We start from the raw sequence: 15,455 nt of genomic DNA, 5'->3' as shown, positions 1-15,455 counted from the left end.
CCAGCAATAATATCGAGAGGCCACGGCGTACTGGATCACCCGCCTTCGCGGGTGATGACAGCAGTGAGTGCGGCGAGCGCGAGCGCTCTCCGCTCCCACCTCAAATCTTCTGATTATACTCGCCAACCTCCGGATGGTTGCGCAGCACGCTGTTCACCATCTCGAACATGTCGTGCATACGCTGCTCGGAGACCGGGCTTTCGACCACGACGACGAGCTCGGGCTTGTTGGAGGAGGCGCGCACAAGGCCCCAGCTGCCGTCCTCGACGGTGACGCGTACGCCGTTGACGGTGACGAGATCGCGGATCGCCTGCCCGCCGATCTTCGCGCCCGTGGCCCGCAGATCCTCGAAGTGCTTCACCACCTTGTCGATGACGCCGTATTTGACCTCGTCGGCGCAATGCGGCGACATGGTCGGCGACGACCAGGTTTTTGGCAGCGCATCCTTCAGATCCGCCATCGACTTGCCGGGGGCGCGGTCGAGCATGTCGCAGATCGCGATCGCCGAGACCAGGCCGTCGTCATAGCCGCGGCCGTAGGGCTTGTTGAAGAAGAAGTGGCCCGACTTCTCGAAACCGGCGAGCGCGCCGGTCTCGTTGGTGCGGCGCTTCATGTAGGAATGGCCGGTCTTCCAATAGGCGGTCTTCGCGCCCTGCTTCTGCAGGATGGGATCGGTGACGAACAGGCCGGTCGACTTCACGTCGACGATGAACTGCGCGTCCTTGTGGATCGCCGACATGTCGCGGGCCAGCATCACGCCGACCTTGTCGGCGAAGATCTCCTCGCCGGTGTTGTCGACGACGCCGCAGCGGTCGCCGTCGCCGTCGAAGCCGAGGCCGACATCGGCCTTGTGATGCAGCACCGCGTCGCGGATCGCGTGCAGCATCTCCATGTCTTCGGGATTCGGATTGTATTTCGGGAAGGTGTGATCGAGCTCGGTGTCGAGCGGAATCACCTCGCAGCCGATCGCCTCCAGCACCTGCGGCGCGAACGCGCCGGCGGTGCCGTTGCCGCAGGCGGCGACGACCTTGAGCTTGCGCGTCAGCTTCGGTCGATTGGTGAGATCGGCGATGTACCGCGCCGGATAGTTTTCGTGGAACCGGTAGGAGCCGCCGTCCCTGTTCTTGAATTCGGCATTGAGCACGATCTCCTTCAGCCGCGTCATCTCGTCGGGACCGAAGGTCAGCGGACGGTTGGCGCCCATCTTCACGCCGGTCCAACCATTGTCGTTGTGCGAGGCCGTGACCATGGCAACGCAAGGCACGTCGAGATCGAACTGCGCGAAATAGGCCATCGGTGTCACCGCGAGGCCGATGTCGTGCACCTTGCAGCCCGCCGCCATCAGGCCGGAGATCAGTGCGTATTTGATCGAGGCCGAATAGCCGCGGAAATCATGGCCGGTGACGATCTCCTGGCTGACGCCGAGCTCGGCGATCAGCGCGCCCAAGCCCATGCCCAGCGCCTGCACGCCCATCAGGTTGATTTCCTTCTGAAACAGCCAGCGCGCGTCGTATTCACGAAAGCCGGTCGGCTTCACCATCGGCTCGGATTCGAAGCCGTAGGTATTCGGCAAAAGTACGGATTTCGGCTTGGGAAACATTGAGACAATCTCGCGAAGGGCTAGGATTGCCGCAGCTTTAGCGAATGCCGGGCTGCAGCGGAAGGAGGGAATGGCAGCTTATGGCTGATAATTGCGGCAGTTTGGTCACGGGAAAACCTTACTGCTGCTTCGCGATGCGCACGTCGCACGCAAGAATGGCAGGATTCTGCCATGATCGATCACACCTCAGATGCGCTGTCGCGCCTCGCAGTCTCGGATCGAGGGATCGTATTGAAGCCGACCGGGCCGGCCGCGGATGTCCACTCAGGGTTACTCCGCCTCGCCCGCTCATTTATCCGCAATCGCCATGGCGCAGCACGCGGGCTGACTGATCATTTGGATCATTAACGGAAGCCTCGTTTCGAGCTCTCTCCCCACGTTGCGCGTAGGAGACAAGCGATGCGCACGGCGTCGATCCTGGTCGCAATCGCGGCCGGCACAGTCTTGTCGATGTGCCAAATGATGGCCGCTCATGCGGCCAACGAGAGGCTGTTGGACCGACCGGCCGGCCCTCCGCCGCAACCCCTCAACATCAGGTTTGGCAATCCGACGCTTGGACCGATGGCCCACACCAAATTCTGCTTGCAATATCCCGACGAATGCCGCGCTCGCCTGCCGTTTCGTGGCGGTCCGGTTCACTTGACTGAAGAGCGATGGGCAGATCTGAAGGAGGTCAACGAGGCCGTGAACAAGGCCATCATCCCCGAGCCGAATGAGCTGGGCCTGGAGGGGGAAGTCTGGCTGATCGATCCCGACCGCGGCGACTGCAACGACTACGCCGTCAGCAAGCGCCACAAGCTACTCAGCCGGGGCTGGCCCCAGCGGGCGCTTCTGCTCAGTGAGGTCGTGAGCGTCTGGGGCAAGCACCATCTGGTTCTGGTCGTTCGAACGCGGAGCGGCGATCTGGTGCTGGACAATCTGACGACGCAGATCAGACCGTGGCTGCGCACGCCCTATCGCTGGATTCGAATCCAATCGCCGAGCGAACCGCGATACTGGAACATCGTCGCGCCGCGCGTCGTCTAAAGCGCGATGAGATCAGGATAAATCGTCATCGCGCTTTAGCAACTCGATGTTTGCGCATGATCTTTTCGGAAAACCGCTGCGCACTTTTCCGGATCATGCTTTAAAGCGCGACGAGACTTGGATCAATCGATGCGCGCTCAGGACCCGGTTCACCTCTCCCGTAGGGACAGGTGAGCTACGGACGGCCCGCCGAACCTAATTCGTCATGCTCTACTGGGCGCATGACCCGCAAGAGCGTGGAGCGAGGCTATTGCTCCAGCATCATCTGGCTGTTGGCGTATTCGAAGCGCTTGAGGCGGGAGAGGAAGGAGAGGCCGAGCAGGTTCTCCGACAACGCCTCGTCCGGGAGCACCATGGCATCGACGTCGCGCACGACGAGGCCGCCGACATCAAGCATGGCGATGCGGGTGCGCGCGGCCTTGATGGTGCCGTTGGCGGTGGAGACGGTAGCGTTGTACTCGCTGCGCGTCGGGCGGAGGCCGAAGCGCGCGGCGGAGGTCTCGTTGAGCGCGACGACGGAAGCGCCGGTGTCGACCATGAAGCCGATGCGCTGGCCCTCGATGCGCCCCTCGGTCTGGAAATGACCGCGGCCGTCGCGCGGGATGTTGAGCGTGCGGCCGCCGGCCGGCGCCGCGGCCGCAAGAGCGACCGTCGTGCGCGGCGCGGAGGTCGCGGAGGCCGTGCTCATCTTGTCCGCCATCTGCGCCATGAACGTGCCCAGGCCGATCATGACGGCCGCGATGATCACAATGTTACGCATCACACCACTTCCGAGCCGGAAAGCCCGATTTCACCACGCCACACGCCCGCCCGCGAGCGAAGCCGCAGGCAGAACGGTGCCATTTTGGCGAAAAGGATGAGCGAACGGTTAATGCGGTGGTGGCTCGACGCTCTCTCCGCAGGCGCGGGGCGAGGGAGAAGACACATCACGTCCCGCGCGGCTTCGCCCGCCTTGTCGGCGCGGCGCTGGCGGGATCGTCCGGCCAGGGATGGCGCGGGTAGCGGCCGCGCAGATCGGAGCGGACCGCGGCGTAGCTGCCGCGCCAGAAGCCGGGGAGATCGCGCGTCACCTGCACCGCGCGCTGCGCCGGCGACAGCAGCTCCAGCACCAGCGGCACCTTGCCCGCGGCAATCGAGGGATGGGTGTTGAGGCCGAACAACTCCTGCAGCCGCACCGCGATGGTCGGCCCCTGCTCCGCCTCATAGTCGATCGCGAGCACGCTGCCGGTCGGCGCCTCGAAATGCGTTGGCGCTTCGCGGTCGAGCCGCGCGCGCATCTCCCAGGGCAATAGCGCCATCAGCGCGTCGGAGAGATCGCCGGCCGAGATGTCCTTGAGCGCGATCTTGTCGTAGAGCGCCGGCACCAGCCAATCGTCGCGCCGCGCGATCAGTCCGTCGTCGGATAGGTCCGGCCAGCTCTCGCCTTCGGCCTTGCGCAGAAACATCACTCGGTCGCGCCATTGTTTTGCGGCCTTCGACCAGGGCAGCCGGTCGAGGCCGGCGGCGATCAGCCCGTCGGCAAGAATGCGCGCAGTGTCCTCCGAAGGCGACACGGCAAGCATGGCCTCGGAGAGCGTGATCGCATGCAGGGCGCGCTTGCGTCGTGCACGCAGCGCCATCGCGCCGCGATCGAACGAGATCTCGTCGACGCTCTCGATGTGCTCGGCGAAATGCTGTTCGATCTCGGCCTGTGTGATCTGCGCGGCGAGCAGGATGCGGCCGCTCGCGGCCGTGCCGGTCATCTCGCCGATCGCGATATAGGGCGCGCGGGCGAGCGACCACGTTTGCTCCACCGCAGCGCCACGGCCATTGGCGAGCAGGAAACTGCCATTGCCGCGGTTGCGCGCGACACGGTCCGGGAAGGCATAGGCGAGCATCAGACCGGTGGAGAGATCAACCTGCTCGCGCGCCTTCTCCGACGCCGCCACCTGCGAGGCCCAGCGCCGCGCGAGATCGCGGGCGCTGGCGGCGCGCGGCGAGCGGTCGCGGCGGAACTGGTCGCGCCGGTGCTCGAGATCGACGCTGTCGCCGCCAAGCCCGCGCTCGGTAATGATCGCCGCGATCTCGGCGGCGGCTTCACCGCTGCCTGCGCGATGCGAATCCACGATCATGCGTGCGAGCCGCGGCGGCAGCGCCAGCGCGCGCAGGCTCTTGCCCTCTGGAGTGATGCGCCCGTCGCGATCGAGCGCGTTGAGCTCTTGGAGCAGGCTCCTGGCCTCCTTCCAGGCCGGCTGCGGCGGCGGATCGAGGAATGACAGCGCGGCAGGGTCTGCGACGCCCCATTGCGCGAGGTCGAGCACCAGCGAGGACAGGTCGGCGCTGAGGATCTCCGGCTGGGTGTAGGGCGCGAGCGAAGCCGTCTGCGGCTCGTCCCAAAGCCGATAGCAGACGCCGGGCTCGGTACGGCCGGCGCGGCCGCGGCGTTGGTCCACCGCCGCGCGCGCGGCGCGCACGGTTTCGAGCCTGGTCAGGCCGATGTCCGGCTCGTAGCGGGGCACCCGGGCAAGGCCAGAATCGACCACGATGCGGACGCCTTCGATGGTGAGCGACGTCTCCGCGATGGAGGTCGCCAGCACGACCTTGCGCATGTCCTTCGGCGCTGGCGCAATGGCGCGATCCTGCACGGCGGCGTCGAGCGCGCCGAACAGCGGCACGATCTCGATGCTGGCGTCCTGCACGCGCTCGCTGAGGAAATTCTGGGTGCGACGAATTTCGGCAGCGCCCGGCAGGAAGGCCAGCACCGAGCCGCTGTCGGCGCGGAGCGCGGACGCAATCGCATCCGCCATCTGCCGCTCGATCGGCGCGTCGGCCTTGCGGCCGAGATAGCGCGTCTCGACCGGAAACGCCCGGCCTTCGCTCTCGACGACAGGTGCATCGCCGAGCAGCTTTGCGACCCGGGCGCCGTCGAGCGTCGCCGACATTACGAGGAGGCGTAAATCTTCGCGCAAGCCGAGTTGTGCGTCCCGCGCCAAAGCGAGGCCCATGTCGGCGTCGAGCGAGCGCTCGTGGAATTCGTCGAACAGGATGGCGGCGACGCCTGAAAGTTCGGGATCGTCGAGGATTTGGCGGGTGAAGATGCCTTCTGTCACGACCTCAACGCGCGTGGCGCGCGAGATCTTCGAGCCGAAACGAACGCGGTAGCCGACGGTTTCGCCGGCGCGCTCGCCAAGCGACTTGGCCATGCGGTCGGCGCTGGCGCGCGCGGCGATGCGGCGCGGCTCCAGCACGATGATCTTCCTGTCCCTGGCCCAGGGTGCATCGAGCAGCGCCAGCGGCACGCGCGTGGTCTTGCCGGCGCCGGGAGGGGCGACCAGCACGGCAGCGTTATGCGCCTCCAGCGTGCGCGAGAGGTCGTCGAGCACGGCGTCGATCGGGAGGGGGGTGTCGAAGCTGCGAGGCAAGAAATCATCCGCTCGTCATGTCCGGGCTTGCCCCGGGACATCCACGTTCTTGGATTAGAAAACAGACGTGGATGGCCGGGACAAGCCCGGCCATGACGGAATTATGCACTCTCGTGGAGCCTCAGCCCTGCACCGGCGGGCGCCCGACACTCTCGTAGGTGAAGCCGGCGGCTTCCATCTCTTCCGGGCGGTAGATGTTGCGGAGGTCGACGATGACGGGCTGGGCCATGGCGCTCTTCAGCCGGTCGAGATCGAGCGCGCGGAACTGGACCCATTCGGTGACGATGACGACCGCGTCGGCGCCTTGCGCGCAGGAATAGGCGTCCTCGCAATAGGTGATGCTGGGCAGCTCACCCTTCGCCTGCTCCATGCCGACCGGGTCGAAGGCCTTGACGGTCGCGCCCATGTCGATCAGGCCGGTGACGAGCGGGATCGACGGCGCATCGCGCATGTCGTCGGTGTCGGGCTTGAAGGTGAGGCCGAGCACCGCGATGGTCCTGCCGCGCAAGCTACCGCCGAGCGCCTGGCTGACCTTCCGCGCCATCGCGCGCTTGCGGTTCTCGTTGACCGCCAGCACGGATTCGACGATGCGCAGCTGCACGTCATGGTCCTGGGCGATCTTGATCAGCGCCTTGGTGTCCTTGGGAAAGCACGAGCCGCCGAAGCCGGGACCGGCATGCAGGAACTTGGTGCCGATGCGGTTGTCCAGGCCAATGCCGCGCGCGACCTCCTGGACGTTGGCGCCGGCCTTTTCGGACAGGTCGGCGATCTCGTTGATGAAGGTGATCTTGGTCGCCAGGAACGCGTTGGCGGCGTATTTGATCATCTCCGCGGTGCGGCGCGCGGTGAACATCAGCGGCGCCTGGTTCAGCGACAGCGGACGATAGAGGTCGCCCATCACCTTGCGGCCGCGCTCGTCGGAGGTGCCGACCACGATGCGGTCGGGGAACTTGAAGTCGCGGATCGCCGCGCCCTCGCGCAGGAATTCGGGGTTGGAGGCGACGACGACGTCGGCGTCGGGATTGGCCTCGCGGATGATGCGCTCGACCTCGTCGCCGGTGCCGACCGGCACGGTCGACTTGGTCACCACCACGGTGAAGCCGGACAGCGCCTGCGCGATCTCCTTCGCGGCGGCGTAGACATAGGACAGATCGGCGTGGCCGTCGCCGCGGCGCGAGGGCGTGCCGACCGCGATGAACACGGCGTCGGCCTCGGCAACCGGCTTCGACAGATCGGTGGTGAAGTCCAGCCGCTTGGCCTTGACGTTGCTGGCAACCAGCTCATCGAGACCGGGCTCGTAGATCGGGATCTCGCCGCGATGAAGGCTGGCGATCTTCTTCTCGTCCTTGTCGACGCACGTGACCTCGTGACCGAAATCCGCAAAGCAGGCCCCGGACACCAGTCCCACATAACCCGTGCCGATCATCGCGATTCGCATGAAAAACCCTGTTCTGGCTGGTTAACAAAACCCCAACTCGGGGCGGTTTAGCACTTTCCGATGGGGAGGGAACAGCCCGCATGCAAAAACCGGCACGCAGCTTGAACCGGTAAAGAAGTCGGAAACCCACTGGGATCCAAACTGCCCCACGCCCATACGGAGCTGGGCGGAACACGCCTCGAAACGGGACATCATGGCATCATCAGGCACAATCGCAGCAAGCAGGAGCCCGAAGGCCCCGAGGGCCGGGCGTGTCGACTGGGTCGATTACGCCAAAGGCATCTGCATCATCATGGTCGTGATGATGCATTCGGTGCTGGGGGTGGAGCTCGCCGCCGGCAAGACCGGTTTCATGCATGTCCTGGTGGCCTTTGCAAAGCCGTTCCGGATGCCCGATTTCTTCCTGATCTCGGGCCTGTTCCTGCCACTGGTGATCGATCGCGACTGGCGAACCTATCTCGACCGCAAGGTGGTGCATTTCGCCTATTTCTATGTCGTCTGGGTGACAATCCAGTTCGGCTTCAAGGCGCCCGCCTTCGCCGCGGAATCGAGCTGGCGTGACGCGGGCCTGTTGTATCTGGAATCCTTCATCGAGCCGTTCGGCACGCTGTGGTTCATCTATCTGCTGCCGGTGTTCTTCGTCGTCACAAAACTGACACGGCGAATCCCTCCGCTTGCGATCTGGATCATTGCCGCCGCGCTGGAGACGGCGCGCATCGCGACCGGCTGGACCGCGATCGACGAATTCTGCGCGCGCTTCGTCTACTTCTATTCGGGCTATCTGTTCGCGACTTACGTGTTCGCGCTGTCGGACCGCGCGCGAAAACATCCCGCGCTGGCACTCGCCGGGCTCGCGACCTGGGCGCTGGTCAATGCCGGCCTCGTCGCTATTGGCGCGAGCGAGTGGAAGATCGTCTCGCTCGGGCTCGGTTTTGCCGGCGCGTGCGCGATCATCACGATGGGCACATTGCTGGCGCGCGCGCATTGGCTCAATTTCTTCCGCTTCTGCGGCGAGCATTCGATCGTGATCTATCTCGCCTTTTTCCTACCGATGGCGGCGACCCGCACGCTGCTTTTGCGCACTGGCATCATTGCCGACATCGGCACGGTGTCGCTGATCGTGACCATCGTCGGCGTGATTGGATCGCTGGCGATCTGGCGGGCCGCGCTGCGCATGGGCGCCCACTTCCTGTTCGAGCGGCCGGATGCGTTCTGGATCGCGCCGAAGAAGGCGGGGCCGGTGCTCCAGGCGGCCGAGTAGCTGCGCTCACGGTGTCCTCGCCCGGCTTGACCGGGCGACCCAGTACGCCGAGACGTCAGTGATGGAGCCGAGAGGCCGCGGCGTACTGGATTCCCCGCTTTCGCGGGGAATGACAGCGGGGGATAGTCGCGCGACCAGCCCAAAATTCGCGCTTCCGAGGCTGTCAAAACCCGCAAAAATTCATACATTGCGGCCATGCCCAAAACATCCCCGAAAACCACCGCCAAAGCTGACACCAAGGCTGCGCGCAAGACTACGGAAGCCGAGGCTACCGAAGCCAAGACTACGGAAGCCAAAGAGGCCGCCGGCAACGAGCCCGCTGCTGCCAAGGCTGCTGCCAAACCGGTTGCGGCGAAGGCGGTTGGGAAGGACGACCACGTGTTCCTGGTCGACGGTTCCTCCTACATCTTCCGCGCTTATCACGCGCTGCCGCCGCTGAACCGCAAGTCGGACGGCTTGCAGGTCAATGCCGTGCTCGGCTTCTGCAACATGCTGTGGAAGCTCTTGCGCGACATGCCCGAGGACAACCGGCCGACGCATCTGGCGATCGTGTTCGACAAGTCGGAAATCACCTTCCGCAACAAGATCTATCCCGACTACAAGGCGCACCGGCCGCCGGCGCCTGACGACCTGATCCCGCAATTCGCGCTGATCCGCGAGGCCGTGCGCGCCTTCGACCTGCCCTGCCTGGAGCAGGTCGGCTTCGAGGCCGACGATCTGATTGCGACCTATGTGCGGCAGGCCTGCGAGCGCGGCGCGAGCGCAACCATCGTCTCCTCCGACAAGGACCTGATGCAGCTCGTCACCGACTGCGTCACCATGTACGACACCATGAAGGACCGCCGCATCGGCATCCCCGAGGTGATCGAGAAGTTCGGCGTGCCGCCGGAGAAGGTGGTCGAGGTGCAGGCGCTGGCCGGCGATTCCACAGACAACGTGCCTGGAGTCCCCGGCATCGGCATCAAGACCGCCGCGCAGCTGATCGTCGAATATGGCGATCTCGACCAGCTTCTGTTCCGCGCCGGCGAGATCAAGCAGCCGAAGCGGCGCGAGGCGCTGCTCGAGAATGCCGAGAAGGCGCGGATTTCGCGCAAGCTCGTGCTGCTCGACGACAAGGTCGATCTGGACGTGCCGCTCGACGATCTCGCTGTCCACGAGCCCGACGCGCGCAAGCTGATCGCCTTCCTGAAGGCGATGGAATTTTCCACGCTGACGCGCCGCGTCGCCGACTATTCGCAGATCGATCCCGCCAGTGTCGACGCCGATCCCGGCTATGCGAGCGGCGCCAGCGTGTTCTCGCCGCTGCCGCCTTCGGACGTCGTGCCCGCGCCGGGGCCTGGCGCGGCGCCGCAGGCGCGGCCGAACGAGCCCAACAAATCGGCGAGCAAGGAGGACAAGGCCGCGAGCCTGAAGGGCGGGCCGATCTCGCTCGCCGCGGCGCGCGAAGAGGCGCTACGCAAGCTTCCGGTCGAGCGGGCCAGGTATCAGGCGATCAAGTCGCTGAAGGAGCTCAATGCCTTCGTTGCGCGCATCCATGATACCGGCCATGTCGCGATCGAGATCAAGGCGAACTCCATCGACCCGATGCAGGCCGATTTCTGCGGGATCGCGCTGGCGCTGGCGCCGAACGAAGCCTGCTACTTGCCGCTGGCGCACAAACAGGCCGGCGGCGGCGCCGGCCTGTTCGACGCGGGGCTTGCGCCCGACCAGGTCGGGCATGACGACGCCATCGAGGCGCTGCGGCCGGTGCTGGAATCACCGGGCATCCTCAAGATCGGCTTCGACGCCAAGTTTGCCGCCGTGATGCTGGCGCAGCATGGCATCACTCTGCGCAACGTCGACGATGCGCTCCTGATCTCCTACGTGCTCGACGCCGGGCGTGGCTCGCATGCGCTGGAATCGCTGTCCGAGCGCTGGTTCGGCCACGCCATGCTGAAGGAAAGCGAGCTGCTCGGCAGCGGCAAGGGCAAGATCACCTTCGACCAGGTGCCGATCGACAAAGCCGCGCCGCTGTCGGCGGAACGCGCCGACTTGGCGCTGCGCGTGTGGCGCGTGCTGAAGCCGCGCCTCGTCGCCGAGCACATGACCGCCGTCTACGAGACGCTCGAACGGCCGCTGGTCCCGGTGCTCGCGCGCATGGAGCGGCGCGGCATCTCGATCGACCGCCAGGTGCTCTCACGCCTGTCGGGCGAGTTCGCCCAGACCGCCGCGCGCGTCGAGGCCGAGATCCAGAAGATCGCGGGCGAGCCGGTCAATGTCGGCAGCCCCAAACAGATCGGCGACATCTTGTTCGGCAAGATGGGATTGCCAGGCGGCAGCAAGACCAAGACCGGCGCGTGGTCGACCACGGCGCAGGTGCTCGACGATCTCGCCGAGCAGGGCTACGACTTCCCGAAAAAGATATTGGAGTGGCGCCAGGTCTCGAAGCTGAAATCGACCTATACCGACGCGCTGCCGACCTACGTCCATCCGCAGACCCATCGCGTACACACGACTTACGCGCTGGCCGCGACCACGACGGGCCGGCTGTCGTCGAACGAGCCGAACCTGCAGAACATTCCGGTGCGCACCGAGGACGGGCGAAAGATCCGCCGCGCCTTCATCGCAACGCCGGGGCACAAGCTCGTCTCCGCCGACTATTCGCAGATCGAGCTGCGGCTGCTCGCCGAAATCGCCGATATTCCCGTGCTGAAGCAGGCGTTTCGCGACGGGCTCGACATTCACGCCATGACGGCATCGGAGATGTTCGGCGTGCCGATCGAGGGCATGCCGAGCGAGATCCGCCGCCGCGCCAAGGCGATCAATTTCGGCATCATCTACGGCATCTCGGCGTTCGGTCTCGCCAACCAGCTTGGCATCGCCCGCGAGGAAGCCTCGGCCTACATCAAGAAATATTTCGAGCGCTTCCCCGGCATCCGCGCCTATATGGACGAGACCAAGGAGTTCTGCCGGCAGCACGGCTACGTCACCACGCTGTTCGGCCGCAAGTGCCACTACCCCGACATCAAGGCCTCGAACGCTTCGGTGCGCGCCTTCAACGAGCGCGCTGCGATCAACGCGCGTCTCCAGGGCACCGCGGCCGACATCATACGCCGCGCCATGACGCGGGTTGAAGATGCGCTGGCCCAGAAGAAGCTCTCGGCGCAGATGCTGCTCCAGGTGCATGACGAGCTGATCTTCGAGGTGCCGGATGCCGAGGTCGAGGCGACGCTGCCGGTCGTGCAGCACGTGATGCAGGACGCGCCGTTCCCGGCCGTGCTGCTGTCGGTGCCGCTGCATGTCGATGCGCGCGCGGCAAACAATTGGGATGAAGCGCATTGATCTCTCCTCACCTCTCCCCGTGAGAGCGGGGCGAGGGAGCGCACCGCGCGCGTAGCGCGAAACTCAATTGTCCTCCGTGCAATTGCGCGGTGGCCCCGCGCGCCCGCTCATATTAGAACCGTGCCATCACCCGCACCGGTTCACCATGCCCCACGCCTCCGCTCTGCTCAGCTTCGCGCTCGTCTGCCTTGGTCTCGTGCTCACGCCTGGGCCGAACATGATCTATCTGATCTCGCGCTCGATCACGCAGGGGCCGGCCGCAGGCATCGTCTCGCTCGGCGGGGTGGCGCTGGGCTTCGTGTTCTACATGCTGTGCGCGGCGTTCGGCATCACGGCGCTCTTGCTCGCGATCCCCTTTGCCTATGACGCGCTCCGCTTTGCCGGTGCCGGTTACCTGCTCTGGCTCGCCTGGCAGGCGGTGAAGCCGGGCGGGCGCTCGCCGTTCCAGGTGAAGACGCTTGCCATCGACAGCCCGCGCAAACTGTTCGCGATGGGCTTCGTCACCAACCTGCTCAACCCGAAGATCGCGATGCTGTATCTGGCGCTGCTGCCGCAGTTCATCGACCCGATGGCCGGCAGCGTGCTGACGCAGTCGGTGGTGCTGGGCGCGATCCAGATCGCGATCAGCGTCAGCGTCAATGCGATGATCGCGCTCGCGGCGGGTTCGATCGCGCTATTCCTGGCGAGCCGGCCGAGCTGGCTGCTGATGCAGCGCTGGCTGATGGGCACCGTGCTGGCCGGACTTGCCGTGCGCATGGCGGTGGAAGCGAAGAAGGTGTGAGACCTGTTAACCTCTCCCCGCTTGCGGGAGAGGTCGAATTCGATCGAGATCGAATTCGGGTGAGGGGTACAGGTCTCGCCACCATCTCGCGTAGGGAAAGCGGCCCCGAACCCCAACCCTTTCAGCGCGAGCGAAGCTCGTCGTGGCCCCGTAAGAACGGGGAGAGGGAGAAAATCCACCCTCAATCCAGCTTCGCCTCCATCCCCCGCTTCACGGCAGGGCGCGCCATCAGCGCGTCGTACCAGCGCTTGACGTTGGGGAAATCGGCCAGCTCAACCTTGTGGCGAGGATGGCGCCAGGCCCAGCCCAGGATGGCGAAATCGGCAACGGAGAGGTCGCCGGCGACGAAGTCGCGGCCATCGAGCCGGCGGTCGAGCACGCCATAGAGCCGGCGGGTCTCGGCCATGTAGCGCTTGAGGCCATACGCGCGGTCCTGCTCGTTCTCGAGCGCGATGAAATGATGCACCTGGCCGGGCATCGGGCCGAAGCCGCCCATCTGCCACATCAGCCATTCATAGACGGGGATGCGCGCGCCAAGCGATTTCGGCAGGAATTTGCCGGTCTTTTCGCCGAGATAGAGCAGGATCGCGCCGGACTCGAAGATGCTGACCGGCTTGCCGTCGGGGCCCTCGGGGTCGAGGATCGCGGGGATCTTGTTGTTGGGCGACAGCTTCAGGAAGCTGGGCGCCATCTGCTCGCCCTTGGTGATGTTCACCGGGACCACCTTGTAGGGCAGCCCCATTTCCTCCAGCGCGACCGAGATCTTGCGGCCGTTCGGCGTGTTCCAGGTGTGCAGCTCGATCGTCATGCCCAATGTCCTTGCCTCGTTCCCTTCCCCGAAATGTTCGGCATCCAACTACCTCGGCGCTGGCATCCCCACAACCGGCGGGCCGGGATGGCCGATCCCTGTTGACGGGGGATGCCCCCTCTGGAATGTCGCGGCCGTCGCGGATAAATTCCGCCTCCTCCAAAAACGCTGTTTGAGGGACCGCCGTGTCGAAATCCGCCTCCCGCGCCCGCCTGTTCGAAATCATCCGCCGGCGCTCCTTCGGCCGCGGCGAGGTGACGCTCGCGTCGGGCCGCAAGAGCGATTTCTACTTCAACCTCAAGCCGACCATGCTCGACCCCGAGGGCGCGACGCTGCTCGCCGAGCTCACCTATGAGGCGCTCAAGGACGACCAGCTCGATTTCATCGGCGGGCTCGAGATGGGCGCGGTGCCGCTCGCCGGCGCGCTGGCGCAGATCTCCTGGATCAAGGGCCATCCGATCGCGGCGTTCTTCGTGCGCAAGAAGCCGAAGGAGCACGGCGCAAGACTCGCGATCGAGGGCCTACCCAAGGGCGAGACGCTCGCCGGCAAGCGCGTCGTGATCGTCGAGGACGTCACCACGACCGGCGGCTCGGCGATGAAGGCGGTGGAATCCGTGCGCGAGACCGGCGCCGAAGTCGTGCTGGTGCTGACCATGGTTGACCGTGAGGAAGGCGCCACCGACACGTTCGGCGCAGCCGGCCTACCGTTCCGCTCGCTGTACAAGGCGTCGGAATTTTTGAAGGCGTAAGGCAGCACAACTTTGTCAGCCGTCATGCCCGGGCGTGTCCCGGAAGCAACGGTCGGTCGGAAGCTGTGCCTGGCCTTAAAGAGGCCACCGCCTCGTCTTGAAACCGCCTCCGCTCAACTGCTCATTTACCATCGCGCACTATGGTGAATCATGTGCTGAGATCTCACAAGATCTCGGCCTGTTCAGTAGCGTCGGGTGGAGTGAGCATTGCGTACACACTTGTCCCATGCGCGGCGACAGCGTCGCGCAATGCTTGTAGCCAGCCTCCTTGCGGCTCCAATGCTCGCGGCCCCCGCCCCGGTTTCGGCCGAAGGCCTGTTCGATTTCTTCTTCGGCGGCCTGCAGCAGCAGCGGCCGCAGCGCGAGGTGCCGCAGCAAGGGAACTCCTACGCCGATCCCTTCACCGGCCAGCAGAACGCCGCAACCTCGCAATATGTGCCGCCGACACGCGCGGCCGCGGCCGGCGGCTCCGGCCCGGCGTTCTGCGTGCGCAGCTGCGACGGCAAATATTTTCCGCTGATGCGCGGCCTCGCCTCGCCCGCGCAGATGTGTCAGGCGTTCTGTCCCGCCAGCGCGACCAAGGTGTATTTCGGCTCGTCCATTGACGGGGCCTATTCGCAAACCGGCGAGCGCTACGCCGACAGCGAGAACGCGTTCGCCTACCGCAAGGCGCTGCGGTCGGACTGCACCTGCAACGGCCGCGAACCGGTCGGCCTCGCGCCGGTCGATCTGGCGCTGGACTCCTCGCTGAAAGCCGGCGACGTGATCGCCACCAGTGACGGTCTCGTCGCCTATACCGGCATCCGCGTCGGCAACGACCAGGCCGCGGACTTCACGCCAGTTGCCTCCTATCCCGGTCTCACCGCGCAGGTCCGCGCCCGCCTCGGCGAGATGAAGGTGGCGCCGGTGCGCGCCGAAACGGTGTCGGCGGATGCGCCGGCTCCGGCCGAGATCGTGCGCGAGGCGCTGCCCGACGTGACGGTGCCGAAGACGCCAAAGTCGGCGAAGCGGGCGGGGTTGGATTAAGCCCGACTGCATCCAATTCGTCATTGCGAGCGCAGCGAAGCAAT

At 65.4% G+C, this 15,455-nt stretch carries 12 protein-coding genes; 7 read left to right on the top strand and 5 right to left on the bottom strand.

Annotation, left to right across the window (positions count from 1 at the left end):
• Nucleotides 1-100: 100 nt before the first annotated feature.
• Nucleotides 101-1,600 carry a phosphomannomutase/phosphoglucomutase gene (locus ACVWY3_RS32575; protein WP_456842122.1) on the bottom strand — a complete coding sequence of 500 codons (1,500 nt, stop codon included), beginning with the start codon at nucleotides 1,598-1,600 and terminating at the stop codon, nucleotides 101-103.
• A gap of 171 nt (nucleotides 1,601-1,771) precedes the next feature.
• Here ACVWY3_RS32575 and ACVWY3_RS32570 point away from each other — a divergent pair, with 171 nt between their 5' ends.
• Both ACVWY3_RS32570 and ACVWY3_RS32565 read left to right on the top strand, forming a co-directional pair.
• Complete coding sequence (locus ACVWY3_RS32570; RefSeq protein WP_456842121.1) at nucleotides 1,772-1,948, top strand: hypothetical protein; 177 nt, start codon at nucleotides 1,772-1,774, stop codon at nucleotides 1,946-1,948.
• A gap of 144 nt (nucleotides 1,949-2,092) precedes the next feature.
• On the top strand, nucleotides 2,093-2,626 hold the full coding sequence (locus ACVWY3_RS32565) for a transglutaminase-like cysteine peptidase (protein ID WP_456843515.1): 534 nt from the start codon (nucleotides 2,093-2,095) through the stop codon (nucleotides 2,624-2,626).
• Nucleotides 2,627-2,873: 247 nt separating this feature from the next.
• Here ACVWY3_RS32565 and ACVWY3_RS32560 read toward each other — a convergent pair whose 3' ends face one another.
• From ACVWY3_RS32560 to ACVWY3_RS32550, 3 genes are all read right to left on the bottom strand, one after another.
• Complete coding sequence (locus ACVWY3_RS32560) at nucleotides 2,874-3,386, bottom strand: TIGR02281 family clan AA aspartic protease (protein WP_456842120.1); 513 nt, start codon at nucleotides 3,384-3,386, stop codon at nucleotides 2,874-2,876.
• 166 nt (nucleotides 3,387-3,552) lie between these two features.
• A complete protein-coding gene (gene hrpB / locus ACVWY3_RS32555; protein WP_456842119.1) occupies nucleotides 3,553-6,027 on the bottom strand; it encodes an ATP-dependent helicase HrpB in 2,475 nt (824 codons plus the stop codon).
• A gap of 121 nt (nucleotides 6,028-6,148) precedes the next feature.
• The gene (locus ACVWY3_RS32550; protein ID WP_456842118.1) at nucleotides 6,149-7,465 is read right to left on the bottom strand and encodes a UDP-glucose dehydrogenase family protein; all 1,317 of its coding nucleotides are present in this window, start codon (nucleotides 7,463-7,465) and stop codon (nucleotides 6,149-6,151) included.
• A 193-nt stretch (nucleotides 7,466-7,658) separates the two neighbouring features.
• Here ACVWY3_RS32550 and ACVWY3_RS32545 point away from each other — a divergent pair, with 193 nt between their 5' ends.
• The 3 genes from ACVWY3_RS32545 (at nucleotide 7,659) to ACVWY3_RS32535 (ending at nucleotide 12,828) form a co-directional block, all read left to right on the top strand.
• The gene (locus ACVWY3_RS32545) at nucleotides 7,659-8,726 is read left to right on the top strand and encodes an acyltransferase family protein (RefSeq protein WP_456842117.1); all 1,068 of its coding nucleotides are present in this window, start codon (nucleotides 7,659-7,661) and stop codon (nucleotides 8,724-8,726) included.
• 195 nt (nucleotides 8,727-8,921) lie between these two features.
• Nucleotides 8,922-12,047, top strand: coding sequence for a DNA polymerase I (gene polA, locus ACVWY3_RS32540; RefSeq protein ID WP_456842116.1), 3,126 nt, complete (start codon nucleotides 8,922-8,924; stop codon nucleotides 12,045-12,047).
• A 145-nt stretch (nucleotides 12,048-12,192) separates the two neighbouring features.
• Nucleotides 12,193-12,828: a LysE family translocator gene (locus ACVWY3_RS32535; protein WP_456842115.1), complete on the top strand. Its 636-nt coding sequence runs from the start codon at nucleotides 12,193-12,195 to the stop codon at nucleotides 12,826-12,828.
• Between the two features lie 181 nt (nucleotides 12,829-13,009).
• Here ACVWY3_RS32535 and ACVWY3_RS32530 read toward each other — a convergent pair whose 3' ends face one another.
• Nucleotides 13,010-13,636, bottom strand: a complete 627-nt coding sequence (locus ACVWY3_RS32530) for a glutathione S-transferase family protein (protein ID WP_456842114.1) — start codon at nucleotides 13,634-13,636, stop codon at nucleotides 13,010-13,012.
• 185 nt (nucleotides 13,637-13,821) lie between these two features.
• On the opposite strand from ACVWY3_RS32530, the gene pyrE reads away from it, so the two are divergent.
• Together pyrE and ACVWY3_RS32520 are read left to right on the top strand one after the other, a co-directional pair.
• On the top strand, nucleotides 13,822-14,385 hold the full coding sequence (gene pyrE / locus ACVWY3_RS32525; RefSeq protein WP_220014271.1) for an orotate phosphoribosyltransferase: 564 nt from the start codon (nucleotides 13,822-13,824) through the stop codon (nucleotides 14,383-14,385).
• 249 nt (nucleotides 14,386-14,634) lie between these two features.
• Nucleotides 14,635-15,411, top strand: coding sequence for a DUF2865 domain-containing protein (locus tag ACVWY3_RS32520; protein ID WP_456842113.1), 777 nt, complete (start codon nucleotides 14,635-14,637; stop codon nucleotides 15,409-15,411).
• The last annotated feature ends 44 nt before the right edge of the window (nucleotides 15,412-15,455 follow it).

This window comes from Bradyrhizobium sp. USDA 4486 (assembly GCF_054057995.1).
The sequence above is the reverse complement of the archived record's forward strand: the minus strand, read 5'-3'. Positions and strand labels throughout refer to the sequence as shown.